The 19844-nt window shown below is 72.8% G+C and carries 17 protein-coding genes and 2 tRNA genes; 6 read left to right on the forward strand and 13 right to left on the reverse strand.

Annotation, left to right across the window (positions count from 1 at the left end; all coding sequences use genetic code 11):
* Positions 1-505 precede the first annotated feature (505 nt).
* The 3 genes from BJY16_RS13485 to BJY16_RS13495 form a co-directional block, all read right to left on the reverse strand.
* Positions 506-589 (reverse strand) — tRNA-Leu (locus tag BJY16_RS13485).
* Between the two features lie 519 nt (positions 590-1108).
* Entirely contained in the window at positions 1109-1585 is a 477-nt protein-coding gene (bcp, locus tag BJY16_RS13490) for a thioredoxin-dependent thiol peroxidase (RefSeq protein ID WP_185039796.1), read from the reverse strand.
* Between the two features lie 21 nt (positions 1586-1606).
* Positions 1607-2035, reverse strand: coding sequence for an S-adenosylmethionine decarboxylase family protein (locus BJY16_RS13495; RefSeq protein WP_185039797.1), 429 nt, complete (start codon positions 2033-2035; stop codon positions 1607-1609).
* Positions 2036-2288: 253 nt separating this feature from the next.
* Here BJY16_RS13495 and BJY16_RS13500 point away from each other — a divergent pair, with 253 nt between their 5' ends.
* A complete protein-coding gene (locus BJY16_RS13500) occupies positions 2289-2660 on the forward strand; it encodes an Asp23/Gls24 family envelope stress response protein (protein WP_185039798.1) in 372 nt (123 codons plus the stop codon).
* Here the strand turns inward: BJY16_RS13500 and BJY16_RS13505 are convergent.
* The 10 genes from BJY16_RS13505 to BJY16_RS13550 form a co-directional block, all read right to left on the reverse strand.
* Entirely contained in the window at positions 2657-3301 is a 645-nt protein-coding gene (locus tag BJY16_RS13505; protein ID WP_185039799.1) for a response regulator, read from the reverse strand. The two genes, BJY16_RS13500 and BJY16_RS13505, sit on opposite strands and share 4 nt — an antisense overlap.
* Entirely contained in the window at positions 3298-4389 is a 1092-nt protein-coding gene (locus BJY16_RS13510; protein ID WP_185039800.1) for a sensor histidine kinase, read from the reverse strand. Before BJY16_RS13510 ends, BJY16_RS13505 begins: the two co-directional genes overlap by 4 nt.
* 65 nt (positions 4390-4454) lie before the next feature.
* Complete coding sequence (locus tag BJY16_RS13515; RefSeq protein WP_185039801.1) at positions 4455-5234, reverse strand: ABC transporter permease subunit; 780 nt, start codon at positions 5232-5234, stop codon at positions 4455-4457.
* Positions 5231-6103 (reverse strand): ATP-binding cassette domain-containing protein, encoded by an 873-nt coding sequence (locus BJY16_RS13520; protein WP_185039802.1) that lies wholly within the window; start codon positions 6101-6103, stop codon positions 5231-5233. The genes BJY16_RS13515 and BJY16_RS13520 overlap by 4 nt, the downstream gene beginning before the upstream one ends.
* 93 nt (positions 6104-6196) lie before the next feature.
* Entirely contained in the window at positions 6197-6928 is a 732-nt protein-coding gene (locus BJY16_RS13525; RefSeq protein ID WP_185039803.1) for an HNH endonuclease, read from the reverse strand.
* Positions 6925-8235, reverse strand: coding sequence for an AAA family ATPase (locus BJY16_RS13530; RefSeq protein WP_185039804.1), 1311 nt, complete (start codon positions 8233-8235; stop codon positions 6925-6927). The genes BJY16_RS13525 and BJY16_RS13530 overlap by 4 nt, the downstream gene beginning before the upstream one ends.
* 43 nt (positions 8236-8278) lie before the next feature.
* Entirely contained in the window at positions 8279-9247 is a 969-nt protein-coding gene (locus tag BJY16_RS13535) for a hypothetical protein (RefSeq protein ID WP_239177366.1), read from the reverse strand.
* Between the two features lie 11 nt (positions 9248-9258).
* The gene (locus BJY16_RS13540) at positions 9259-9984 is read right to left on the reverse strand and encodes a DsbA family protein (protein WP_185039806.1); all 726 of its coding nucleotides are present in this window, start codon (positions 9982-9984) and stop codon (positions 9259-9261) included.
* Entirely contained in the window at positions 9981-10466 is a 486-nt protein-coding gene (locus BJY16_RS13545; RefSeq protein ID WP_185039807.1) for a MauE/DoxX family redox-associated membrane protein, read from the reverse strand. The genes BJY16_RS13540 and BJY16_RS13545 overlap by 4 nt, the downstream gene beginning before the upstream one ends.
* An 88-nt stretch (positions 10467-10554) precedes the next feature.
* Complete coding sequence (locus BJY16_RS13550; protein ID WP_185039808.1) at positions 10555-11112, reverse strand: sigma-70 family RNA polymerase sigma factor; 558 nt, start codon at positions 11110-11112, stop codon at positions 10555-10557.
* 85 nt (positions 11113-11197) lie between these two features.
* On the opposite strand from BJY16_RS13550, the gene BJY16_RS13555 reads away from it, so the two are divergent.
* The 5 genes from BJY16_RS13555 (at position 11198) to BJY16_RS13575 (ending at position 19661) form a co-directional block, all read left to right on the forward strand.
* Positions 11198-12859 (forward strand): copper resistance CopC/CopD family protein, encoded by a 1662-nt coding sequence (locus tag BJY16_RS13555; RefSeq protein WP_185039809.1) that lies wholly within the window; start codon positions 11198-11200, stop codon positions 12857-12859.
* Between the two features lie 139 nt (positions 12860-12998).
* On the forward strand, positions 12999-17531 hold the full coding sequence (locus BJY16_RS13560; protein WP_185039810.1) for a hypothetical protein: 4533 nt from the start codon (positions 12999-13001) through the stop codon (positions 17529-17531).
* A gap of 99 nt (positions 17532-17630) precedes the next feature.
* Entirely contained in the window at positions 17631-18755 is a 1125-nt protein-coding gene (locus tag BJY16_RS13565; protein WP_185039811.1) for a winged helix DNA-binding domain-containing protein, read from the forward strand.
* Between the two features lie 150 nt (positions 18756-18905).
* Entirely contained in the window at positions 18906-19496 is a 591-nt protein-coding gene (gene orn / locus BJY16_RS13570; protein ID WP_185039812.1) for an oligoribonuclease, read from the forward strand.
* Between the two features lie 89 nt (positions 19497-19585).
* Positions 19586-19661: transfer RNA gene (locus BJY16_RS13575), tRNA-His, on the forward strand.
* The last annotated feature ends 183 nt before the right edge of the window (positions 19662-19844 follow it).

The raw sequence follows: 19844 nt of genomic DNA on the forward strand, positions 1-19844 counted from the left end.
CTCCAGGGCGACGCCCGCGGGTGGCCAGGACCGCCAACCCCGGAACCCCGGCCCTCCATGACGACGCCCGCGGGTGGCCAGGACCGCCGACCCCGGAACCCCGGCCCTCCCGGGCGACGCCCGCGGGTGGCCACGACCGCCAACCCCGGAACCCCGGCCCTCCATGACGACGCCCGCGGGTGGCCAGGACCGCCGGCCCCAGAACCCCAGCCCTCCCGGGCGACGCGCGGTTGGCGGCCACGCGTCAGAACCCGAGATCGAACCCGGGCACCGTTGCCAGCCTTGTGCACAACCTGTGGAAAACCCGCCCGAGCCAGCCGGTCATCAGCACATTGTTCCGTGTGAATGCTCGGTGGGATGCGCTGCGCCGCAGGACTGCGCGGATCCGCTGCCGTCGCCGGCTCGCGGCGATCGGGCCAGTGTCCGGCCGGTCGCCGGCGAGATCCGCCGGAGTACGCGGGCGAGATCCGCCGGAATACGCGGACGAGATCCGCCGGAACAGTTGTGCGGGAGAAGGGACTCGAACCCTCACGCCCTCTCGGGCACGGGCACCTAAAACCCGCGCGGCTGCCAATTTCGCCACTCCCGCCCGTTTCGCCCATCAAGAGCACAAGCGTTGGGTGGAGTCTAAACGGTCGCCGCTGTTCATGGCTCCTCGGTTCCACCTGTCAGGTAGCCACCATGAGCCGGGGGACTGGGAGGTGCGTCGCGGTCCGGGGCTGCGGTCGGCGTCGCGTGAGTGGCCGGTGGCGGGACGACGACGGGGTTGGGGTTGGCGATCGTGGCCACCCGCGGGCGTCGCCCTGGAGGGGCGGGCGTTCTGGCCGCGCCAGCGGCCTGCCCGGCCCGGAAGGGTCCCTGGCGGGAGCGACGATCAGTGATCAGCGCGGATCCGAGTCAGCAAGCTCTTGATCTTGAGATCGGCCGGGGAAGCGCGCGGCACGGGTGGGCCGGAGGGCGTGCACGGCGGCCGCCTTGCGGGTTGGTACCGCATGACGGCCGCCGTGAGTCCGGGCACCCCGCGCCGGGTGGGTTGTCCCTCTGATCGGCGGGCGAAGGCCGGACTTGCGGACTTTCCCGGATTTCGGACGCTTCCCGGCGGGAACGATCAGTCCAGGCCGAGGTCGCGGCGCAGCTTGGCGACGTGGCCGGTGGCCTTGACGTTGTAGAGGGCGCGCTCGATCGCCCCGGTCTCGTCGATGACGAAGGTGGAGCGGATCACGCCGGTGACCGTCTTGCCGTAGAGCTGCTTCTCGCCGAACGCGCCGTAGGCGGTCAGCACACTCTTGTCCGGGTCGCTGACCAGCGGGAAGGTGATCGCGTCGCGCTCCCGGAACGTGGCCAGTTTCGCCGGTTTGTCGGGCGAGATGCCGACCACCTCGTAGCCCGCCGCCTGCAGCGAGGCGAGCGAGTCGCGGAAGTCACAGGCCTGCTTGGTGCAGCCGGGCGTCATCGCGGCCGGGTACGCGTAGAGCACGACCTTGCGCCCGCGCAGGTCCTTGAGCGAGAGGCTCTCGCCGGTGTCGGTGGTGAGGGTGAAGTCGGGCGCGGCGTCGCCGGCGCTGAGACGCACGTTGTCAGTCATGGGACCGACGATAGTGCCGGGTCAGGCGGACGCCCGGCGGCCGCTCCAGAGTCGCTCGGCGGCGGTCAGGTCGCGCGGCCACTCCTCGCCCCGCCGGCGCAGGGTGTGCTCGGTGATCTCGTAGTCGCCGACCAGCCGGCGGAACTCGGCGAGCACGTCGGCCTCGCGGAACGGCTTGCAGGAGAAGACGTTCACGAAGATCTCGCGCAGGTGCGGGTAGGTGTGGATGGCGGCGTGCGACTCGGCCAGGATCACCACGGCGGACTTGCCGGCTTTCTCCGGCGGGCCGCCCTCGGTGGCCACCATCGGGCCGGCGATCACGGTCATCCCGATCCGGGCGACCAGGTCCCGCATGAAGGTGGTCAGCGCGTGGTCGTCGTCGAGCGCGGTGGTGTCGGCGATGCCGGACAACCGGAGGGTCAGCTCATCGCCGTAGTGGTCATTCTCCATGACGCCTCCCGAAGCTGTGAAAATTACGTTACCGGCCTTTGCCGAAGCCCGATGTGCCAACGTTTTAGCTGGTAGAGGTCATGTGGCGAATCCGTTTCGGCGGATCGCGGAAACGCGGTTTTCCGCATTCGGGACACCGTGGACGGTGCGTTATCCGGTGTTCCACTGCGGACAATTCACGGGGGTCTGGCGGGCCGCGGCGGATCTTCAGTACGCTCCCCGGGCAGACGCGTCGAGAGCGGAGATCAGGGTCATGACCGAGCCCACGGGCGGTACCACGGCGAACGGCAGCACCACCGTCTCCAGCGAGGTGGTGGAGAAGATCGCCGCCGCGGCGGCGCGCGCCGTCCCCGGTGTCGCGGATCTGGGTGGCGACGTCGCCCGGTTCTTCAACAGCGTGCTCGACAAGGTCGGCCTGGACACCGTCGGCGACGCCACCCGCGGCGTGTCGGCCCAGGTCAAGGACGGCACGGTGACCGTCAACATCGTGGTCGTGCTGGCCGCCGGCACGGTGGTCGCCGAGGTGACCGGCGCGGTGCAGACCACGGTGACCGAGGCGGTGCAGAGCTACGGCCTGCGGGTCATCGCGGTCAACGTCAACGTGGACGACATCGCGATCGGCTAGACCAGCCGCCGCTCGTGGGCGTAAACGACGATCTGCACCCGGTCGCGCAGCTCCAGCTTGCCGAGCAGTCGCCCGACGTGCGCCTTCACGGTCGCCTCGGAGACGTGCAGGCCGGCGGCGATCTCCCCGTTCGACCGGCCCCGGCCGACCAGGACGAGGACCTCGCGTTCCCGCTCGGTGAGCCGGTCCAGCCGGTCGTCCGGCCGCTGCCCGGGGGCCGGCAGGTGCGGCAGGAACCGGTCCAGCAGCCGCCGGGTGACCGCGGGCGCGACCACCGCGTGCCCGCCGGCCACCGCGTGGATCGCGCTGACCAGGTCGGCCGGTGGCACGTCCTTGAGCAGGAAGCCGCTGGCTCCGGCACGGAGCGCGGCATAGACGTACTCGTCCAGGTCGAAGGTGGTCAACACCAGGATGCGCGCCGGGCTTCCGGCCGCGACGATGGTCCGGGTCGCCTCGATCCCATCGAGGACCGGCATCCGTACGTCCATCAGCACCACGTCCGGCGTGAGCGCCCGGGTCATCCGGACCGCCTGCGCCCCGTCGCCCGCCTCGCCGACCACGGTGATGTCCGGCTGCGCCTCCAGCACCAGCCGCAGGCCCAGGGAGAGCAGCGGCTGGTCGTCGGCGAGCAGCACTCTCATCCGGTCACCGCCGGGAACCGCAGCGACGCGTGCACCCGCCAGCCGGCGCCCGGCCGGGGTCCGGACTCGACCCGGCCGTCGTAGGGCAGGGCCCGTTCCCGCATCCCGGCCAGCCCGTGACCCTCGTCCGCGCTGGCCCGCCCGGCGCCGTCGTCCAGCACCGTGATCTCGGCGCCCGCCGGGTGGTAGCGCACCACCACCTCGGCGCTGGCCGTGGGCCCGGCGTGCTTGAGCGTGTTGGTCAGGGCCTCCTGCAGGATCCGGTAGACGGCCAGGCCGGCGCCGGCTCCCCAGTCCCCGGGCGTGCCGTCCCGGGTGAGCCGGACCCGGACGCCGGCGGCCCGGACCCGCTCGACGAGCTCGTCGATGTCGGTCAGGCCGGGCTGCGGGGCCCGGTCCGGCGTCAGCAGGCCGACCATCCCGCGCATCTCGGCCAGCGCCTGCCGGCCGGTGGCCGAGGCCCGGCCCATCACCTCGGCCGGGCGGCCCGCCGAGATCGCCGCGGCCCCGTCGGACAACGCGATCATCACGGCGATGTGGTGGGCGACCACGTCGTGCATCTCGCGGGCGATCCGGGCGCGTTCCTCGGCGACCGCGAGCCGGGCCCGCTGGTCCCGTTCCACCTCCAGGCGGCGGGCGCGGTCCTCGAGCCCGGCCAGGTAGGCCGCCCGGGTCCGCTGGCTGTCCCCGAGCACCACGGTCGCCACCACCAGCGCGCCCACCACGGCCACCGCGGTCCAGTTCACCGGCCCGCCGAGCACCGGGACGGCGGTGACGGCCACGGCCGGCAGGGCCACCCGGTAGGACCGGTACCGGGCCAGCGCGTGCAGCGCGATCAGCTGGTACAGCAGCGCGGCCGGGGACTGGGCGCCGACCGCTTGCGAGACCCAGAGCAGCACGGTGACGGCGGCGAACACGACGAGCGGGGACCGGCGCCGCCAGATCAGCGGGATCGCCTGCGCCCCCACCATGATCCAGTCGACGGGCCCGGTCGGGCCGACGGTGGCGCCGGTCCGGCCGGTCAGGATGACGCCGCAGGCCAGGGCGGCCAGCGCGGCGATCCCGGCGTCCCCCTTACGCGGGCTCATCGGCCCATGTGGACCGGTCACGGGTCCCGGCTCCACACCGCTCACGGGTCCCGGCTCCACACCACTCACGGGTCCCGCCTCGACACCACGAGGCCGCCGGCCGCCAGGACCAGGGCGATCCATCCCGCGGTGACCAGGGCGGCCGGGCCGGGGTCCAGCATGGTGAACGGGTTGCCGTCGGAGCGGACCGCGTACAGCGCCTGGGCCGCCGCGACCGGGACGTACTTGACGACGTGGTCCCGCACCGACTCCGGCAGCGCCCCGCTGAGCAGGGCCGGCACGACCAGCACGACCAGCACGTAGGTGGTGATCGCGGTGGCCGTGTGCCGCAGCAGGGCGCCCAGCCCGAGCCCGATCAGCGCCAGCGCCACCGGTGCGGCCGCCGCGCCGGCGATCGCCCGCAGCACCTCCGGATCGCCGGGGCCGAGCCGGGCCGCCGCCGGCGCGAACGACTGGCTCACCACCAGCGAGGCCACACAGGTCACGAGCATGACCGGGATCGACAGGGCGGCCAGCGCGACCGCCTTCGCCCAGAGCACCGGATGGCGGCGCGGCACCGCGGCGAAGGTCGCCCGGATCAGCCCGCTGCCGTACTCGCCGGTCACCGCCAGGATCCCGAACGCGCCCAGGACCAGCGAGAACACGTCGATCCCGAGAAATGCCCGGCCGATGATCTCGGCGGGGGTGTTGGACGCGCCGGGCAGCCGGTTCGCGTTCCAGCCGATCACTCCGGCCAGCCCCACGGTGAGCACCGCGACCAGCGCGAACATCGCCCAGGTCGAGCGGAGCGCGCGGAACTTGCCGCACTCGGCGTGCAGTACCCGGGGGAACGTCACGCGGATCATGACCGCACCAGCGCCATGTAGGCCTCCTCCAGCGACGCCTTGACCGGCGCGAGCTCGTGGATCACGAGCCGGTGCTCGGCGGCGGCGGCGCCGATCGCCTCGGCCCCGAGACCGGCCACCTCGAGCAGCCCGGCCGCGCCGGCGGTCACCGTCGCCCCGCGCGCCACGAGCACCTCGCGCAGCTCCGCGGCGTCCGGCGAGCGCACCAGGCAGCGGTCCTGTCCGAGCAACTCGTCCAGGCCGGTGTCGGCGAGCAGACGTCCGTTCCCGATCACCAGCAGGTGGTCGGCGGTCACCGCCATCTCGCTCATCAGGTGACTGGAGACCAGCACGGTGCGGCCCTCGGCCGCCAGCCGTCGGAGCAGCGTCCGGATCCACAGCACCCCGTCCGGGTCCAGCCCGTTGACCGGTTCGTCCAGGATGACCACCGCTGGATCGCCGAGCAGCGCGGCGGCGATCCCGAGCCGCTGGCCCATGCCGAGCGAGAAGCCACCGGCCCGCCGCCCGGCCACCGCGGTGAGCCCGGCCTGATCGAGCACCTCGTCGACCCGGTGCCGGCCGATCCCGTGTGTGCGGGCCAGCCCGAGCAGATGCTCCCGAGCCGACCGCCCCCGGTGCAGGGCCCGGCCCTCCAGCAGCGCTCCGGCCACCGTGAGCGGCGCCCGATGCCGCCGGTAGGCAGTCCCGCCGACGGTGGCCCGCCCCGAGGTGGGCCGATCCAGCCCGAGGATCATCCGCATCGTCGTCGACTTCCCGGCCCCGTTCGGCCCGAGAAACCCGGTCACCCGCCCGGCCCGCACCACGAACGACAGCCCGTCGACAGCTGTCGTCGTCCCGAATCTCTTCACCAGCTCGTCAACCTCAATCATGAGATCGACGCTAGGAACACTCCGGCCCGCGCGGACCCACCCACGGTCTACATCCGCCGCCGCGACATGCGACCCAGGTCGAGTCGCGCTCGCCTAAAGGCGACATGCGGGAAAGGCGCCGCTGATCACCGGCAGGTTCTTTTTCGCGTACGAGGTAAGCACCGGCCGGACACCCTTGAGTCCGAGCCGCCCGGCCGCCACGTCATGTGCGAAGTGGTGGAAGGCGTCCACCACCGGCAGGAAGCGCAGATCTTCCAGATCGTCGGTGGTCAGCGCGTCCCCGGACCGGGCAGCCTGCTCGAACACCCGGATCACGCCTCGCCAGGAGACCAGCCGCGCCTGAATGAGCTCCGGCCGCCGGTTGAGGCCGAGCACGGCGATAGTCTCCGCGCCCCGGGGCGTCAGCTCGATGAACACGCCGGTCGACGCCAAGGTCATATGGTCGGCCGAGTCGTCTCCGGCCGGATCCAGCAGCAGCGGCGTCCCGGCCGGATCCAGGGGGAACGCTTCGCGTTTCGCTTGTTGATTGCAGTAGGCGCAGGCGAGCAGGTGGTTGTCCCAGTCGAAGGTCCGCAACGGGCTCTGTTTGATCGGCTCGTAGTGGTCGACGTCCGTGCCCCGGCTCTCGTGGCAGTACATGCAGAACGCGGGCCGGGCGCACATCGCGCACAGGTAGGTCTTCAAACTGCGGCGGGTCGTCCCGGCTGTCTTCCACGCGCTGCGGGCGTCGTCGTAAGGCGCGTTGCTGAGCCTGAGCGCGGCTGTCTTGGCGGCCAGCGTGGCGGACAGGTCAGCCGGGAGCGGCCGGCGAACGAACGGGATCACGCGTCCTCGCCGAGGACGTCACGGGCCCGGCTGCTGGGGGAGGGCGACAACTCCTCGGTGAGGTCGGTGAGTCTTTCCAGGTCGCCGGGCTCGGCGGTGCCGCGGATGGCGAGGCGTTCGAGGCGGGTGAGTTCGGCACGGAGCTCGTCGACCCGTTGCGAGTAGGGCGACTCGAGGCCGAACAGTTCGGTGAGGACGGCGTCGTCGGCGCTGCCGTTCACGACTCGCCGGTAGAGGTCGTCGGGAACGACACGAGGTGCGAAGTCGTCGTTCGGCCCGGGGAGCTGGATCAGGCCGCCGGGGGAGGCGCTCTGGCAGACGTACGGACTGTGCGTGGTGACGATGAACTGGATGTTCGGGAAGTGCTCACGCAGCCACGGGCCGATCCGCTTCTGCCAGGAGACGTGCAGGTGCGCGTCGATCTCGTCGATCAGCACGACTCCGGAGCAGCGGATCCGTGGCTCGTCGGAGGCCAGCCAGGGGACGTTGCCCCGGAAGCATGCGTTGATCTGCCGGACGATGTCCGTCACCAGCGCCGCGATGCTCCGGTAACCGTCACTCATCTCCTCGATCAGCACCGGCCGTCCGGCGTCCCGGACGATCCAGAGGCCGTCCGGATCCACTCGGTCGACGATGTGCCCGTCGGGGAACAGCCCGTCATTGAGGAGCCTGAGGAAGCGGCGTTCGAGGTCGGCGTATTGCTGCTGTCCGGACTGTGCCCGGTAGTTGACCTGCTGCAGCCAATGCACGGTCTCGGCGAGCGAGGCCTCCTCGCGGAAGAGCGTGGCGAACCGGGCGATGGTCCAATCACCAGCCATCAGCCGAGCGACCTCACCGCTGGTGCCCGCCAGGCGCCGGAACGGCCCGTAACCGGCGGCGAACCACCTGGTGGGACGGGGGGACCAGAGGGATGCCGCGGCCAAGCTGACGTCCGCCGCGCCGGGCTGCGGCCGAGCCCGCACACCGTCAGCCTGTTGCCACCTCAGCGGAGCGCTGAAGGGCACAGTGAAGACCTTCTCGTCCTCCCCGGGCTGGATGTCGGCGTGAACAGCAGCTTCCGAGGCGTGGTGAGTCACCCAGTCCCGAATGCCCTCGGTCAGGTTGTTGGCCACTTCCGGACCGGCGAGCGCGGCCGCCGCAGCTTGAAGGACAGTCGTCTTGCCCGATCCGTTGCGGCCGGCGATGACGACGAATCCCGGATAGCGTTCGTCCGGATCTCCCCGGTGGGCGAGCTCGAAAGAAAGATCGACCTCGTGGGAGCCGTGGAATCCGCGCACGTTGCTGACGCGCAGACGGTGGAGATACACCGATGTCCTCCCTGACCTACCCGGATCGTCGCCTCAGATCACCCTAGTCGCTTGCCACCGGCTTGGCGGGGGACGGGACGGCGGCGCGCATCCCGAGCAGGCCGGTCAGGGCCAGGGCGGCGCCGGTGGCGAGGGTGGCGGCGACGCAGGCGCGGGCCAGCCAGCCCGGGCCGGTGGCCGGGACGACGGCCGCCAGGAACGCGTCGGAGCTGCCGAAACCGGCGAAGGCGGCCAGCACGAAACCGGACAGCGCCAGGTAGAACGGTGGGTGCCGCCACGCCGCGCCGAGGGCCAGGGCGCCGGTCAGCAGGAGGACCCCGGACCAGCCGGCGCCGTCCAGGCCGCGCATCACGGCGTACGCGAGAACCGACAGACCCGCGATCACCGCGAGCGGCGCGACCAACCGCGGGTGGAAGCGGACCAGGGCCGTCAAGGCCAGGCCCAGCAGGGCCGTGCCGACCCACCACGCCCAGGTCAACGGCGGCGGCTCGTAGTCCAGCGTGCCGCGGATCTCGAAGACCCGGGTCTGGTCACGCAGCGGCACCGCCCACTCCCGCAGGCGATGGGTGTGATCGGGATCGGCCACCGCCTGCGGCGGGCGGGCCGTGCCGAGCCAGTGCGCGCGCTGGTCGTGCCAGCGGATCGTGGTGCCGCCGGAGAGCCGCTGCCAGGTCGGCGCGGCGGTCACGTCCGCGGTCGCCGGGACCGGGGTGTCGCCGGCCAGCGTCTGGTTGATCCAGGTCGCGGGGGAGGAGACGTTCTGGTGGACGCCGTCCGGGCGGACCTCCAGGTACGGCTCGCCGGAGTAACCGAGGATCTCGATCGGGCGGCCGGTGTCGTTGGTCAGCTCCAGCCGGGCGCCGCCCTCGACGGTGCGGACCGTGAGCCCGTCCATCGGGGCGCTGACGCCGGTGACGACCGTCCGGTACGACGTCACGTTCGCCCCCTCGCCGCCGTGCGCGAACGCGGGCGTGGCCGGCGCGACGATCGCACCGGCCACGGCCAAGCTCACCAGGAGCCGCCTCACCCGGCCGCCTTGTCGATGGCCTGCGTGATGTTCTCCAGGGACGGCGAGGTGATCTGCGTGCCGTTGACCACGACCGTCGGCGTGCCGGTGAAGTCGCGCTCGGAGAAGACCTCGGTCACGTGCGTCGCCCATGGCTCGTAGGTACCACTGTTGACCGCGTCGGCGAACTTGTCGCTCGTCACCCCGACGGATTTCGCCAGCTCGATGATCTTCGCGTTGGAGAGGCCGTCGCTGCCCTCCGCCGGCTGGTTGGCGTAGAGCACGTCGTGCAGCTCGGTGAACTTGCCCTCGTCGGCGGCGGCCGCGGCGGCGCCGGCCGACCGGGTCGAGTACTTCGTGCCGTTCGACGCGCGGTCCAGGATCGACACCACGTGGTACCGCAGGGTGATCTTGTTGGCGCTCGCCAGCTCGCGCAGCTTGGCGCCGCTGGCGGTCTCGAAGTTCTTGCAGTTCGGGCAGAGGAAGTCCTCGTACAGATCGACGGTGACCGGGCCGGTGCCGACCGCGAACGCGGTGCCGTCGTCGACCGCCGCGCTCGGCGTGACCAGCTTGCCCTTGTCCTGCCCGGCGAGCGCGGCGTACCCGATGAACCCGGCGATGACCAGCACCACAGCCACCGCCACCGAGGTCCAGATGGTCACCTGCCGGCGCTTCTCGGCGGCCCGCTGCTGCACGACGATCCGGCGGGCCTTCTCCGCCCGGTCCCGGTTTCCCTTGCTCACGACGTCTCCCCCATCAGTGCGCCATCGATCGAGAACCGGGTCCGCGGCCGCCACAGCAGAATTCCGGCGAGCGCCAGGAAACCGAGATCACGCAGGATGTCCAGGCCGTACGCGGTGTCCTGCCCGGCGCCCAGCTCGCCGCCGGTGCTGAAGCAACCGCAGTCGATGCGCAGCCCCTGGGACCAGGCCCAGACGATCCCGCCGATGAAGACCACCAGGAGCACCGCGGAGATCGCCGCGGTGAGCCGGGTGGCCAGGCCGACCAGCAGCAGCAGGCCCAGTGCGATCTCCAGGAACGGCTGCACCGCGCCGACCACCTCGGCCGCGTCGTAGGACATCAACTGGTACGCGTTCACCGCGCGCGCCGACGCCGCCAGGTCACTGACCTTGGTGGCGCCCGCGACCAGCCAGACGGCGGCCAGCCCGAGCCGGGCCAGCGTGGAGATCCACGGCCAGACCGCAGGCCGCGTGATGGTTTCCATGGTCACGCCCTGTTAGACGGAGTTGATCGGGTTCCGGTTCCCGGCCATCTTGTCCTCGGTGTCACGTCACACCGCAGGGCCCAAGGTCCTAACTCGCCTGGGCCTTCGCCACCGCGGTGACCAGCTCGTCGCGGGCCCGGGCCACCCGGGACCGGATCGTCCCGACCGGCACCGACTCCACCTCGGCGGCCTCGGCGTAGGACAACCCGAGCACCTGGGTCAGCACGAACGCCGTCCGCCGCTCCTCGCTCAGCCGGCTCAGCAGATCGGCGCCGCTCAGCCGGTGCGCCGGGTCCGGCGCCGGGACCTCGGTGGCGGCCTGCGCGGCCAGCCGCACGTCCAGCCGGCGTCGCCGGACCACCGCCCGCAGGTGGTCCGCGCAGGTCCGCCGGGCGATGCCGAGCAGCCAGGTCCGCACCGTCGACCGGCCCTCGAACGAGCCGAGCGCCCGGAACGCCCGCAGATAGGTCTCCTGGGTGAGATCGTCCGCGGCGCCCGGATCGACCAGCGCGGCGGTGAACCGCCACACCTCGGCCTGGGTGGCCCGCACGAACCCGGCCTGCGCGACCGGGTCGCCGTCGCGGGCGGCGAGCGCCAGCGCGGTGGTCTCGTCGGTCTCCTGCTCACCAGCCGTCACGAGCGGCATCGTACGCGAACCGGCGCGGCCGGGAACCAGCCGAAGGCCACCGGCGACCACCCGCGTGTGGTCGAACGCAACGTGATCAGAGAGCATGGCCGTCATGACCGTTGACCGACGCCGGGGCGCGACAGTTCTGCTCGGGCTGCTGATCGGCATGATCGGGGTGCTGCTCTCGGCCGGCCCGGCCAGCGCCCACGCCGTGCTGGCGAGCAGTGACCCGAGCAACGGCACGATCGTGCCGGACGCCCCCAACAAGGTGACCCTGACCTTCAGCGAGTCGGTCCAGCTGATCGACGACAAGATCAGGGTGCTCGCCCCGGACGGCTCGCGCGCCGACCAGGGCGATCCGACGGTGGACGGCGGGCGGGTGACGGTCCCGCTGCGGTCCGGCGGCGCCCGCGGGACGTACCTGGTCACCTTCCGGGTGATCTCGGCGGACAGCCACCCGGTGAGCGGCACGATCTCGTACTCGGTGGGCGCCGCCTCGACGCCGCCCTCGGCGGACGAGACCGAGGACGTCAAGGTCGACCCGGTGGTCCGGGCGCTCATCCCGGTGGGCAAATACCTGGGGTACGCCGGCCTGGTGCTCCTGGTCGGCCCGGTGCTCGTGCTGGCGCTGCTCTGGCCGCAGCGGCTGTCCCGGCAGGGGCCCGGCCGGGTGGTCTGGACCGGCATCGGCCTGGTCGCCGGCAGCACCCTGCTCGGGATCTGGCTGCAGGCGCCGTACACGCTCGGCACCGGCCTCTTCGACGTCCGGGTCGGTGACCTGCGGGACGTGCTGGGCAGCACGTTCGGCGCGGTGATGCTGGTCCGGCTGGCCGTGGTGATCGCCGCCGCGTTCCTGCTCCGGCCGCTGCTGGTCGGCACCGGCGGCGAGTCGAAACTCGACCTGGCACTGCTCGGCGTGCTCGGCGTGGCCGCGCTGGCCACCTGGCCGCTGACCGGCCACCCGACCGCCTCCCCGGTGCCCGGCGTCTCGGTGGTGCTGGATGCCCTGCACCTGGCCGCCATGTCGGTCTGGCTGGGCGGTCTGGTGATGCTCTTCGCGTTCCTGCTGCCCCGGGCCAACGGCCGCGAGCTGGGCGCGATCCTGCCGATCTGGTCGCGCTGGGCGGCCACCGCGGTCGGCGCGCTGATCTTCGCGGGCGTGGTCCAGGCGCTGATCGAGGTGTCGACCCTGGACGGCTTGTTCAACAGCACCTACGGCCGGCTGATCCTGGTCAAGGTGGCGCTGGCGGCGATCGTGATCGGGGTCGCGGCGTACTCCCGGAAACTGGTCAAGGACCGGGCCGCCGAGGAGTCGCCGCGCGGGCTGCGCCGGGTGGTGCTGGCCGAGCTGGCGATCACCGCGGTGGTGCTCGGGGTGACCGCGGCACTGGTGCAGATCGCCCCGCCGCGGACCGCCGAGGCCGCGGAGACCACCGAGACCTCCCAGACGGTCACCCGGACGCTGACCGACAAGACCATGTCGCTGCAGGTGGACATCTACCCGGCGACGGTCGGCAACAACTCGATGCACCTGTACGCGTACACCCCGGACAACAAGCCGCTGCCGGTGGTCGAGTGGAAGGCGACCGCGGCACTGCCCGACAAGGGCATCGAGCCGATCGAGATCCCGCTGCTGCGGATCACCGACTTCCACGCGATCGGCGACATCGCGCTGCCGCAGGCCGGGGAGTGGACGTTCAAGTTCACCGCGCGGACCACCGACATCGATCAGACGACGTTCACGATGACCGCCAAGATCTCCTGACGCCGGAAAAGCGATGGCCCGTTCCGTATCGGATCGGGCCATTGCCGTATCTGTCGAGGGCTGCCTGCTCGTTTGACCATTTTGGGGCTATTTGCCTCGGTATGGTGCGCGCAGTGGGCCCGAGAAGGGGGAATGAACGATGCGGCTGTTCCGGCCGGTCCTCGGCATGCTGCTTTTGACGATCGGACTGCCCGCGCTGCTGGCCGGCGGGTGCCTGTGGGCCGCGCTCGGGCACCGCGACGCCGGCGGGGCGTTCAGCGCCGAGCTGCAGCGGCTCAGCGTGCCCGGGTACGCGATCGTCGTCCCCGACGTCGACCGCCTGCTGCGCGACGACGCGTCCTTCGCCCGGATCGGCGACACCGAGCTGCGGATCACCGCGCTCACCGACGAGGGCCCGGCCTTCGTCGGCCTGGCGCCGGCCGGCGCGGTCGACGGCTACCTGCGGGACGTGCCGCACACCCGGGTCCGCGGCGTCCAGGTCGGCACCGGCGAGCTTCCGATCACCGCGGCCCGGGTCGACGGTGACCAGGGTCTTCCGTCCGCCCCCGGCCGCCAGGACTTCTGGACCCGGACCGGCGGCGGCGCGCTGCGCTGGACCCCGGGCGAGCTGACCGGCGGCTACAGCCTGGTGATCATGAACGCCGCCGGGGGCGACGGCCTGCGCCTCAACGGCACCGTCGAGGTCCGCCCCGGCTGGCTCGACCCGGCCGCCTGGGGCCTGCTCTCGCTCGGCGTCATCCTGGCCATGGCCGGCGTGATCGTGCTGGCCGCCCCGGCCCGCCGTCGCGAGATCGTCTACGTCGTCGAGCCGAGCCAGGTCCCCGACCTGATGCGGGCCATCGGCGCCCCGATCCCGCGCCTCGGCCTGGAGGGTGGGCCGCGCGCACTCCCCGGTCTCGCCCCGGCGGGCCTCGACGAGGACGCCATCCGGGCGCTGGGCCGCCGCGGCGGTGGGCTGTTCGGTTTCGGTCACGGCGGGGCGCACCGCCCGCGGACCCTGGCCGACGCGCAGCCGGCCCGCCCGCCGGCCCTGCCCCAGTTCGCCTGGCCGCCGACAAACCCCGGTGGCCCGGAGGGCGGTTCGCTTCCGCTCTCTTCCGGTACGTCCGCGGCTCCCGGTACGTCTACCAGTTCCGGTTCATCCACAGTTCCCGTCTCGTCCACGGCTTTCGGTTCGTCCACGGTTCCCGGTTCGCCCGCGATTCCCGGTTCGTCCATGGTTCCCGGTACGTCCACGGTTCCCGGTGTGTCCACCGCTGGCGAGCCGGCGCCCGTGCCCGGCGCGGTCCTGGCCGGCGGTGCACCCACCGCCGAACCCGCCGCCGTGGCCGGCCACCCGTGCACCGGAATCCTCCCCGGCGGCATCACCCCGGTGGTCCCTGGCGCTCTCCCGATCCCGACCCCGTCGGCCGCTCCCGCCCCGTCCCACGGCCTGCTGACCGGTTCCGGTCAACTCGCCGAGCAGTCGCCCACCGAGTTCGGTCCGGCCGCGGCCGGTCCGGCCGCGGCCGGGGTCGGTCCGGTTGGCAGGCCCGGGGCGGAGACGCCCGCGCCCGGCCGGCCGCTGAGCCTGCTCGGCGCCACCCCGGCCATGGCCGACCTGCCCAGCCCGCCGCCGGCCGCGCGCCCGGACCGACCCGGCCGTCGCCGTCTCTCGGCCCCGACCGATTTGCCGGAGTTCCACGCCACCGCGGTCGGCGCCTGGGTGGCCCAGACCGCCCCGGAACGAGCCCGCCAGACCGAGGCTCAGGCCGCAGCCGCCCTGGCCGAGGCCGCCCGCAACCGAGCCACCAAGCCCGTCGACGATCCCGCAGCGTCCGTCGACCAACCCACCGCGTCTGTCGACCAGCCCACCGCGCCTGTCGACCATCCCGCCGCACCTGGCGGCAAGCTCACCGGCCAGCCCACCGCGCCCGTCGACCAGCCCGCAGCACCCGCCGACCAGCCCGCGGCACCTGGCGGCAAGCTCACCGAGCAGCTCACCGCGGCTGGCGCCAGGCACATCGACCAGCGCGTCATGCCCGGCGGCAAGCTCACCGGCCAGCCCACCACGGCTGGCGCGAAGGACGTCGAGGAGGGCGTTCAGCAGCAGCAACACGCCGCGGCGGCGTTGTCCGAGGCGGCCGTGGGCGAGCACGAGCGTCGGGATCGGAAGAAGCGGGACCGGGAGCGCCGAGGCGGCGTGTGGCCGGCTCCGGCACCGCGCCGGGTCGCGCTGCTCACCGGACCCGCCGCGACCGACTGGGCTGCGACCGGCCTGACCCGGATGGGCGGCAGCCGCCCGTCCCCGAAGCGCACCACGCCGAACGAGCCCACCACTTCGGCCGCGCCCGTCACGCCGGACATGGTCGCCGCATCGGACGAGCCCACCGCTTCGGCCGCGCCCGTCGCGCCGAACGAGCCCACCGCTTCGGCCATGCCCGCCGCTGCGAACGAGACCACCGCGGCGAACGGAACCACCGCGGCGAACGCGACCACCTCGCTCGCCTCGACTGCGGCTGACAATTCGTCTGTTTCCGACAATTCTTCGGTGTCCGCCACGTCAAGCACGCTTGCGCCGAAGCAGGCGGGTTCGGCGGCTTCGCCGATCTCGGCCGCGCAGGGTGCCGCCCGGGTGGCCGCTGCCGCCGCTGCCGCGGCTGCCGGGGCCGCCAAGGTCGCCGCCGCGCAGGGGATCGCCAAGACCGCGCTCGCGGAGGCCGGCCAGCCGGGCTCGCAGTCCCCGGTCCGGCAGCGGACCGGCGAACCGGAAGCCTCCACGACGACCATCACCGAGGCGCCCGAGCCCACGGTCGAAACCCGGCCGATTCCGGCGCAGGACGAGCAGGTCAAGGCGAGTTCGGACGGCCAGGTCAAGGCGGGTCCGGGCGGGCAGGTCAAGGCGGGTCCGGGCGGGCAGGTCAAGGCGGGTCCGGGCGGGCAGGCCGAGGCGGGTCCGGGCGGGCAGGCCGAGGCGGGTCCGGGCGGGCAGGTCAAGGCGGGTCCGGATGTCGAGGCGGCGACGGAGCCGGTCGAGACGGACGTGGATCCGAACGCGCCCACCGAGCCGATCGAGAACCGGCCGGAATCGGATGTCCCCACCCAGCCGATCGAGAACCGGCCGGCCGCCGACCCCGACGATGTCTCCACGGCGGACGCGGCCTCCGAGGCCATGCGGTCCGCGGTGGCTGAGATGGCGGGAGACAAACCGACCTGGCCGCCGGTCGGCGAGCCGGCCCGCCCGGCCGCCGAAGCAACCACAGCCGCGCTGACCCCCACCGGCCCGGCCACGGACCAGCGGAACGCGGTCAAGGGAGACGAGCCCGCAGCCGCGCTGACCCCCGCCGTCCCGGCCACGGGCCAGCCGAATGCGGTCAAGGGAGACGAGCCCGCGGCCGCGCTGACCCCCGCCGTCCCGGCCACGGACCAGCGGAACGCGGTCAAGGGAGACGAGCCCGCGGCCGCGCTGACCTCCGCCGTCCCGGCCACGGACCAGCCGAATGCGGCCAAGGGAGACGAGCCTGCAGCCGGCCAGGCAGGTGTGGACGAGGCTGGGGCGAGCGACTCCAAGCCGGGGACGGACACGCGGGAAGAGTCCAAGCCGCCGATCGTGCCGTTGCCCGGGCGGCAGGTGGAGGTTCCGGGCAAGCCGGTGCCGGCGGCTCGGGTGGCTGCGGCCGACGAGGTGGGTCGGGTGTCGATCCACGAGGCCGAGGCCGGGCAGCCCGCGGGGGCGACCGATGAGGTGGCGGATGGCGGGGCGGAGGGGCGTACCGGAAATGGTGCCTCGACCGACGCCCTGCCCGGCGGCGAGAAGATCGCGGTGACGCCGAAGGCGGCCGCGCTTGCCGGACCGGCTCGGACGCTCATGCCCAAGCAGCCCGGCGATCGGGCCGCCGAGGAGCGTTCCTCGATGCACGCGATCGAGGCCGGCGCAGCCGAGCAGGTCATCGAGCAGTCCAAGACTGAGCCCGCCGCAGCGGACCAGGCCGAGGCGGAGCAGGTCGCCACGGAGCAGGTTGTGGCGGACGGGATTCCGGAACAGGGCGCCAAGTCGGCGGGTAAGGCGGCCGGGAAGCGGGCCGCCGAGCCGAACCGGCCGCTCTCCCGGGCTCAGGACCGCCTCGCCGGGACCGGTCGGCAGGGTGGCGCGGCTGCCGGGCGCAAGGTGCCGGCCGCTTGGATCAAGGCCGCCGAAACGGTCGCCGCCCGAGCCGCCACCAAGCCCGAGCCGATCTCGGTCGAGGCGCAGTCCGCGACGGCAACGCCGGCCGGGACCGCGTCAGCGAAGGCCGCGCCGACGGAGACAACGGAGGCGACAGCCACGGTGACTGAGGCGACAGCCACGGTGACCGAGGCGGCGGCCGGGGTGACCGCGGCGGACAAAGCGGCGGGGTCGGCCGCGGCGGACAAGGCGGGGGCCGCCACGGTGACGGAGGCGGCTGGGGAAGGGGCAGCGGCGCGCAAGCCGCGGCCGCGGACCCGGACCACCCGCAGCGCCGCGGAGAAGGCGGAGAAACCGGAGAAATCGGAGAAGCCCGCGAAGGTGGACCAGGCCGAGGCCGACAAGCGGATCCCGAACTACCGCGAGGAGGCGGCGGAGCTGCTGGCCGCCGCCACCGCCCCGAAGCGCCGCCGCCCCACCAGCCGGACCGCGCCGCGCACCGCGCCGAAGGACACCACCGAGAAGTAGCCGCGCCGGACGTACACCGGCGAGGGCCATCCGATCATCGGGTGGCCCTCGCCGCTTTTCCGGACAGAAAGTGGCCGCAATCGCCGTTAGCGTCGCGTCATGACCACCCTCTCCACCCGCGTGCTGAACCGGACCTACCTCCGCCGCCAGTTCCTCGACGCCCGATCCGGCGCGAGCGCCCTGGACGTCCTCCAGCACCTGGTCGCCCTGCAAGGCCAGGAGAGCGACGCCCCCTACCTCGGCCTCCGGGCCCGGATCGCCGGCTTCCGGCGGGAGCACCTCACCGAGCTGCTGGAGAACCGCCAGGTGGTCCGCGGCGCGCTGCTGCGCGGGACTCAGCACCTGTGCGCCGGCGCCGACTACCCGTGGCTGCGGCCGACGGTTCAGGCCGTACTGGAAAGGATCGCCGGTCGTTTCCACGGTCCGGACCGGACCGCCCTCCTCGCGTCGATCGGCCGGATCCTGGCGGCGGAGCCGCTGTCCCGCGCCGAGCTGGGCCGCCGGCTGGCCGCGGACTTCCCCGGGCACGCGCCGGCCGACCTGGCGGTGACCGCGCACTGGCACGCGCCGCTGCTGCACCCGCCGCCGTCCGGGCTGTGGGGACATCGCGGCCGGATCACCTGTGTCGCCGCGGAGGCCTGGCTGGGCCGGCCGATGGCCGAGGCCAGCCCGGAGACGCTGATCCTGCGGTATCTGGCGGCCTACGGGCCGGCGAGCGTCAAGGACGTGCAGGTCTGGTCGGGTCGCACCCGGATGGGGTCCGAGCTGGGCGCGCTCCGCGACCGGCTGCGGGTCTTCCGCGACGACAAGGGCATGGACCTGTACGACCTGCCGCACGCCCCGCTGGCCGACCCGGACGAGCCGGCGCCCGTCGTGTTCCTGCCGGAGTTCGACAACGCGGTGCTCGGTCACGCCGACCGGGACCGGATCATCCACCCGGGGGATCGGGCGCTGGTCACCCCGGGCGGGTCGGTGGTCCGGCCGACCGTGCTGGTGGACGGTTTCGTGGCGGCGGTCTGGGAGCGGCGGGGCGGGGAGCTGCGGATCAGCCCGTTCCGTGGGTGGAGCGCGGCGGTCCGCGACGAGGTGGTCGCCGAGGGGGAGCGGGTGATCCGGTTCGCCGCGGGGGAGTCGCCGTCCCGGGTGGTGATCGTCGACGAGATCCCGAAGGGGCCCTCCGCGCTGCCGACACGGAGGGCCCCTTTACCGGGGGAAACGGAGTAACCGAAGGGGGGCTTCGTCCGTTAAGTTCACTTTACCCCCTCAATCGGCCAACCGGGAAGTCACCCCCCTAAAGCGGACAATCAACGCGAATGTTCGCTGTGGTGACACTCGCGTCGAACACCCGCGCCGGTCCCGGCGTAGGCTGTCCGGGTGGCGGATCTTCTGGTGTGGATCGACTGTGAGATGACCGGTCTCGACCTGGGCAAGGACAAGCTCATCGAGGTCGCGGCGCTGGTCACCGATCCCGATCTCAACGTGCTGGGCGAGGGTGTCGACCTGGTCATCCACGCCGACGACGCGGCGCTCGACGCGATGCCCCCGGTGGTCCGGGACATGCACGCGAAATCCGGGCTCACCGAGGAGGTGCGCCGCTCGGTGCTGACCATGGCCGAGGCCGAGGAGCAGATCCTGGCGTACGTGAAGGAGCACGTCCCCAACCCGCGGACCGCCCCGCTCTGTGGCAACAGCATCGCCACCGACCGTGGCTTCCTGGCCCGGGACATGCCGGCGCTCGACGCCCACCTGCACTACCGCATGATCGACGTCTCGTCGATCAAGGAGCTGTGCCGCCGGTGGTACCCGCGGGTGTATTTCGGGCAGCCGGCCAAGGGCCTGTCGCACCGCGCGCTCGCCGACATCCGGGAGAGCATCCGCGAGCTGGAGTACTACCGGCGCACCGTCTTCGTCCCGCAGCCCGGCCCGGACGTGGAGGCGGCCAAGGCGATCGCCGCCCAGCTCTGACACGCCGTCGGTAACCCGCTCGACGGGCCGGGCAGGCGTGTGGCTATGATTGACCGGCACGACGGGGGCGAGTCCTCCGCGCGGGCGTGGTGGTCGTAGCTCAGTTGGTAGAGCACCTGGTTGTGGTCCAGGGGGTCGCGGGTTCGAGTCCCGTCGATCACCCCACGTAAGAAAGGCTCGGTCTTCGGACCGGGCCTTTTTCGCGTCCCGGGTCCCGGCCGGCCGCGACGCGATCGCTGACGGCGGGCCGGGCCGCCGTTGCGGTCGCTGACGGCGGTCGCGAAAAAGTTCTCGGGAGCGCGCAACCTTTCCGGCCCCCGGGGCCACTGGGTGGGTGATCAACCCTCA

Source organism: Actinoplanes octamycinicus (assembly GCF_014205225.1).
GTDB lineage: Bacteria > Actinomycetota > Actinomycetes > Mycobacteriales > Micromonosporaceae > Actinoplanes > Actinoplanes octamycinicus.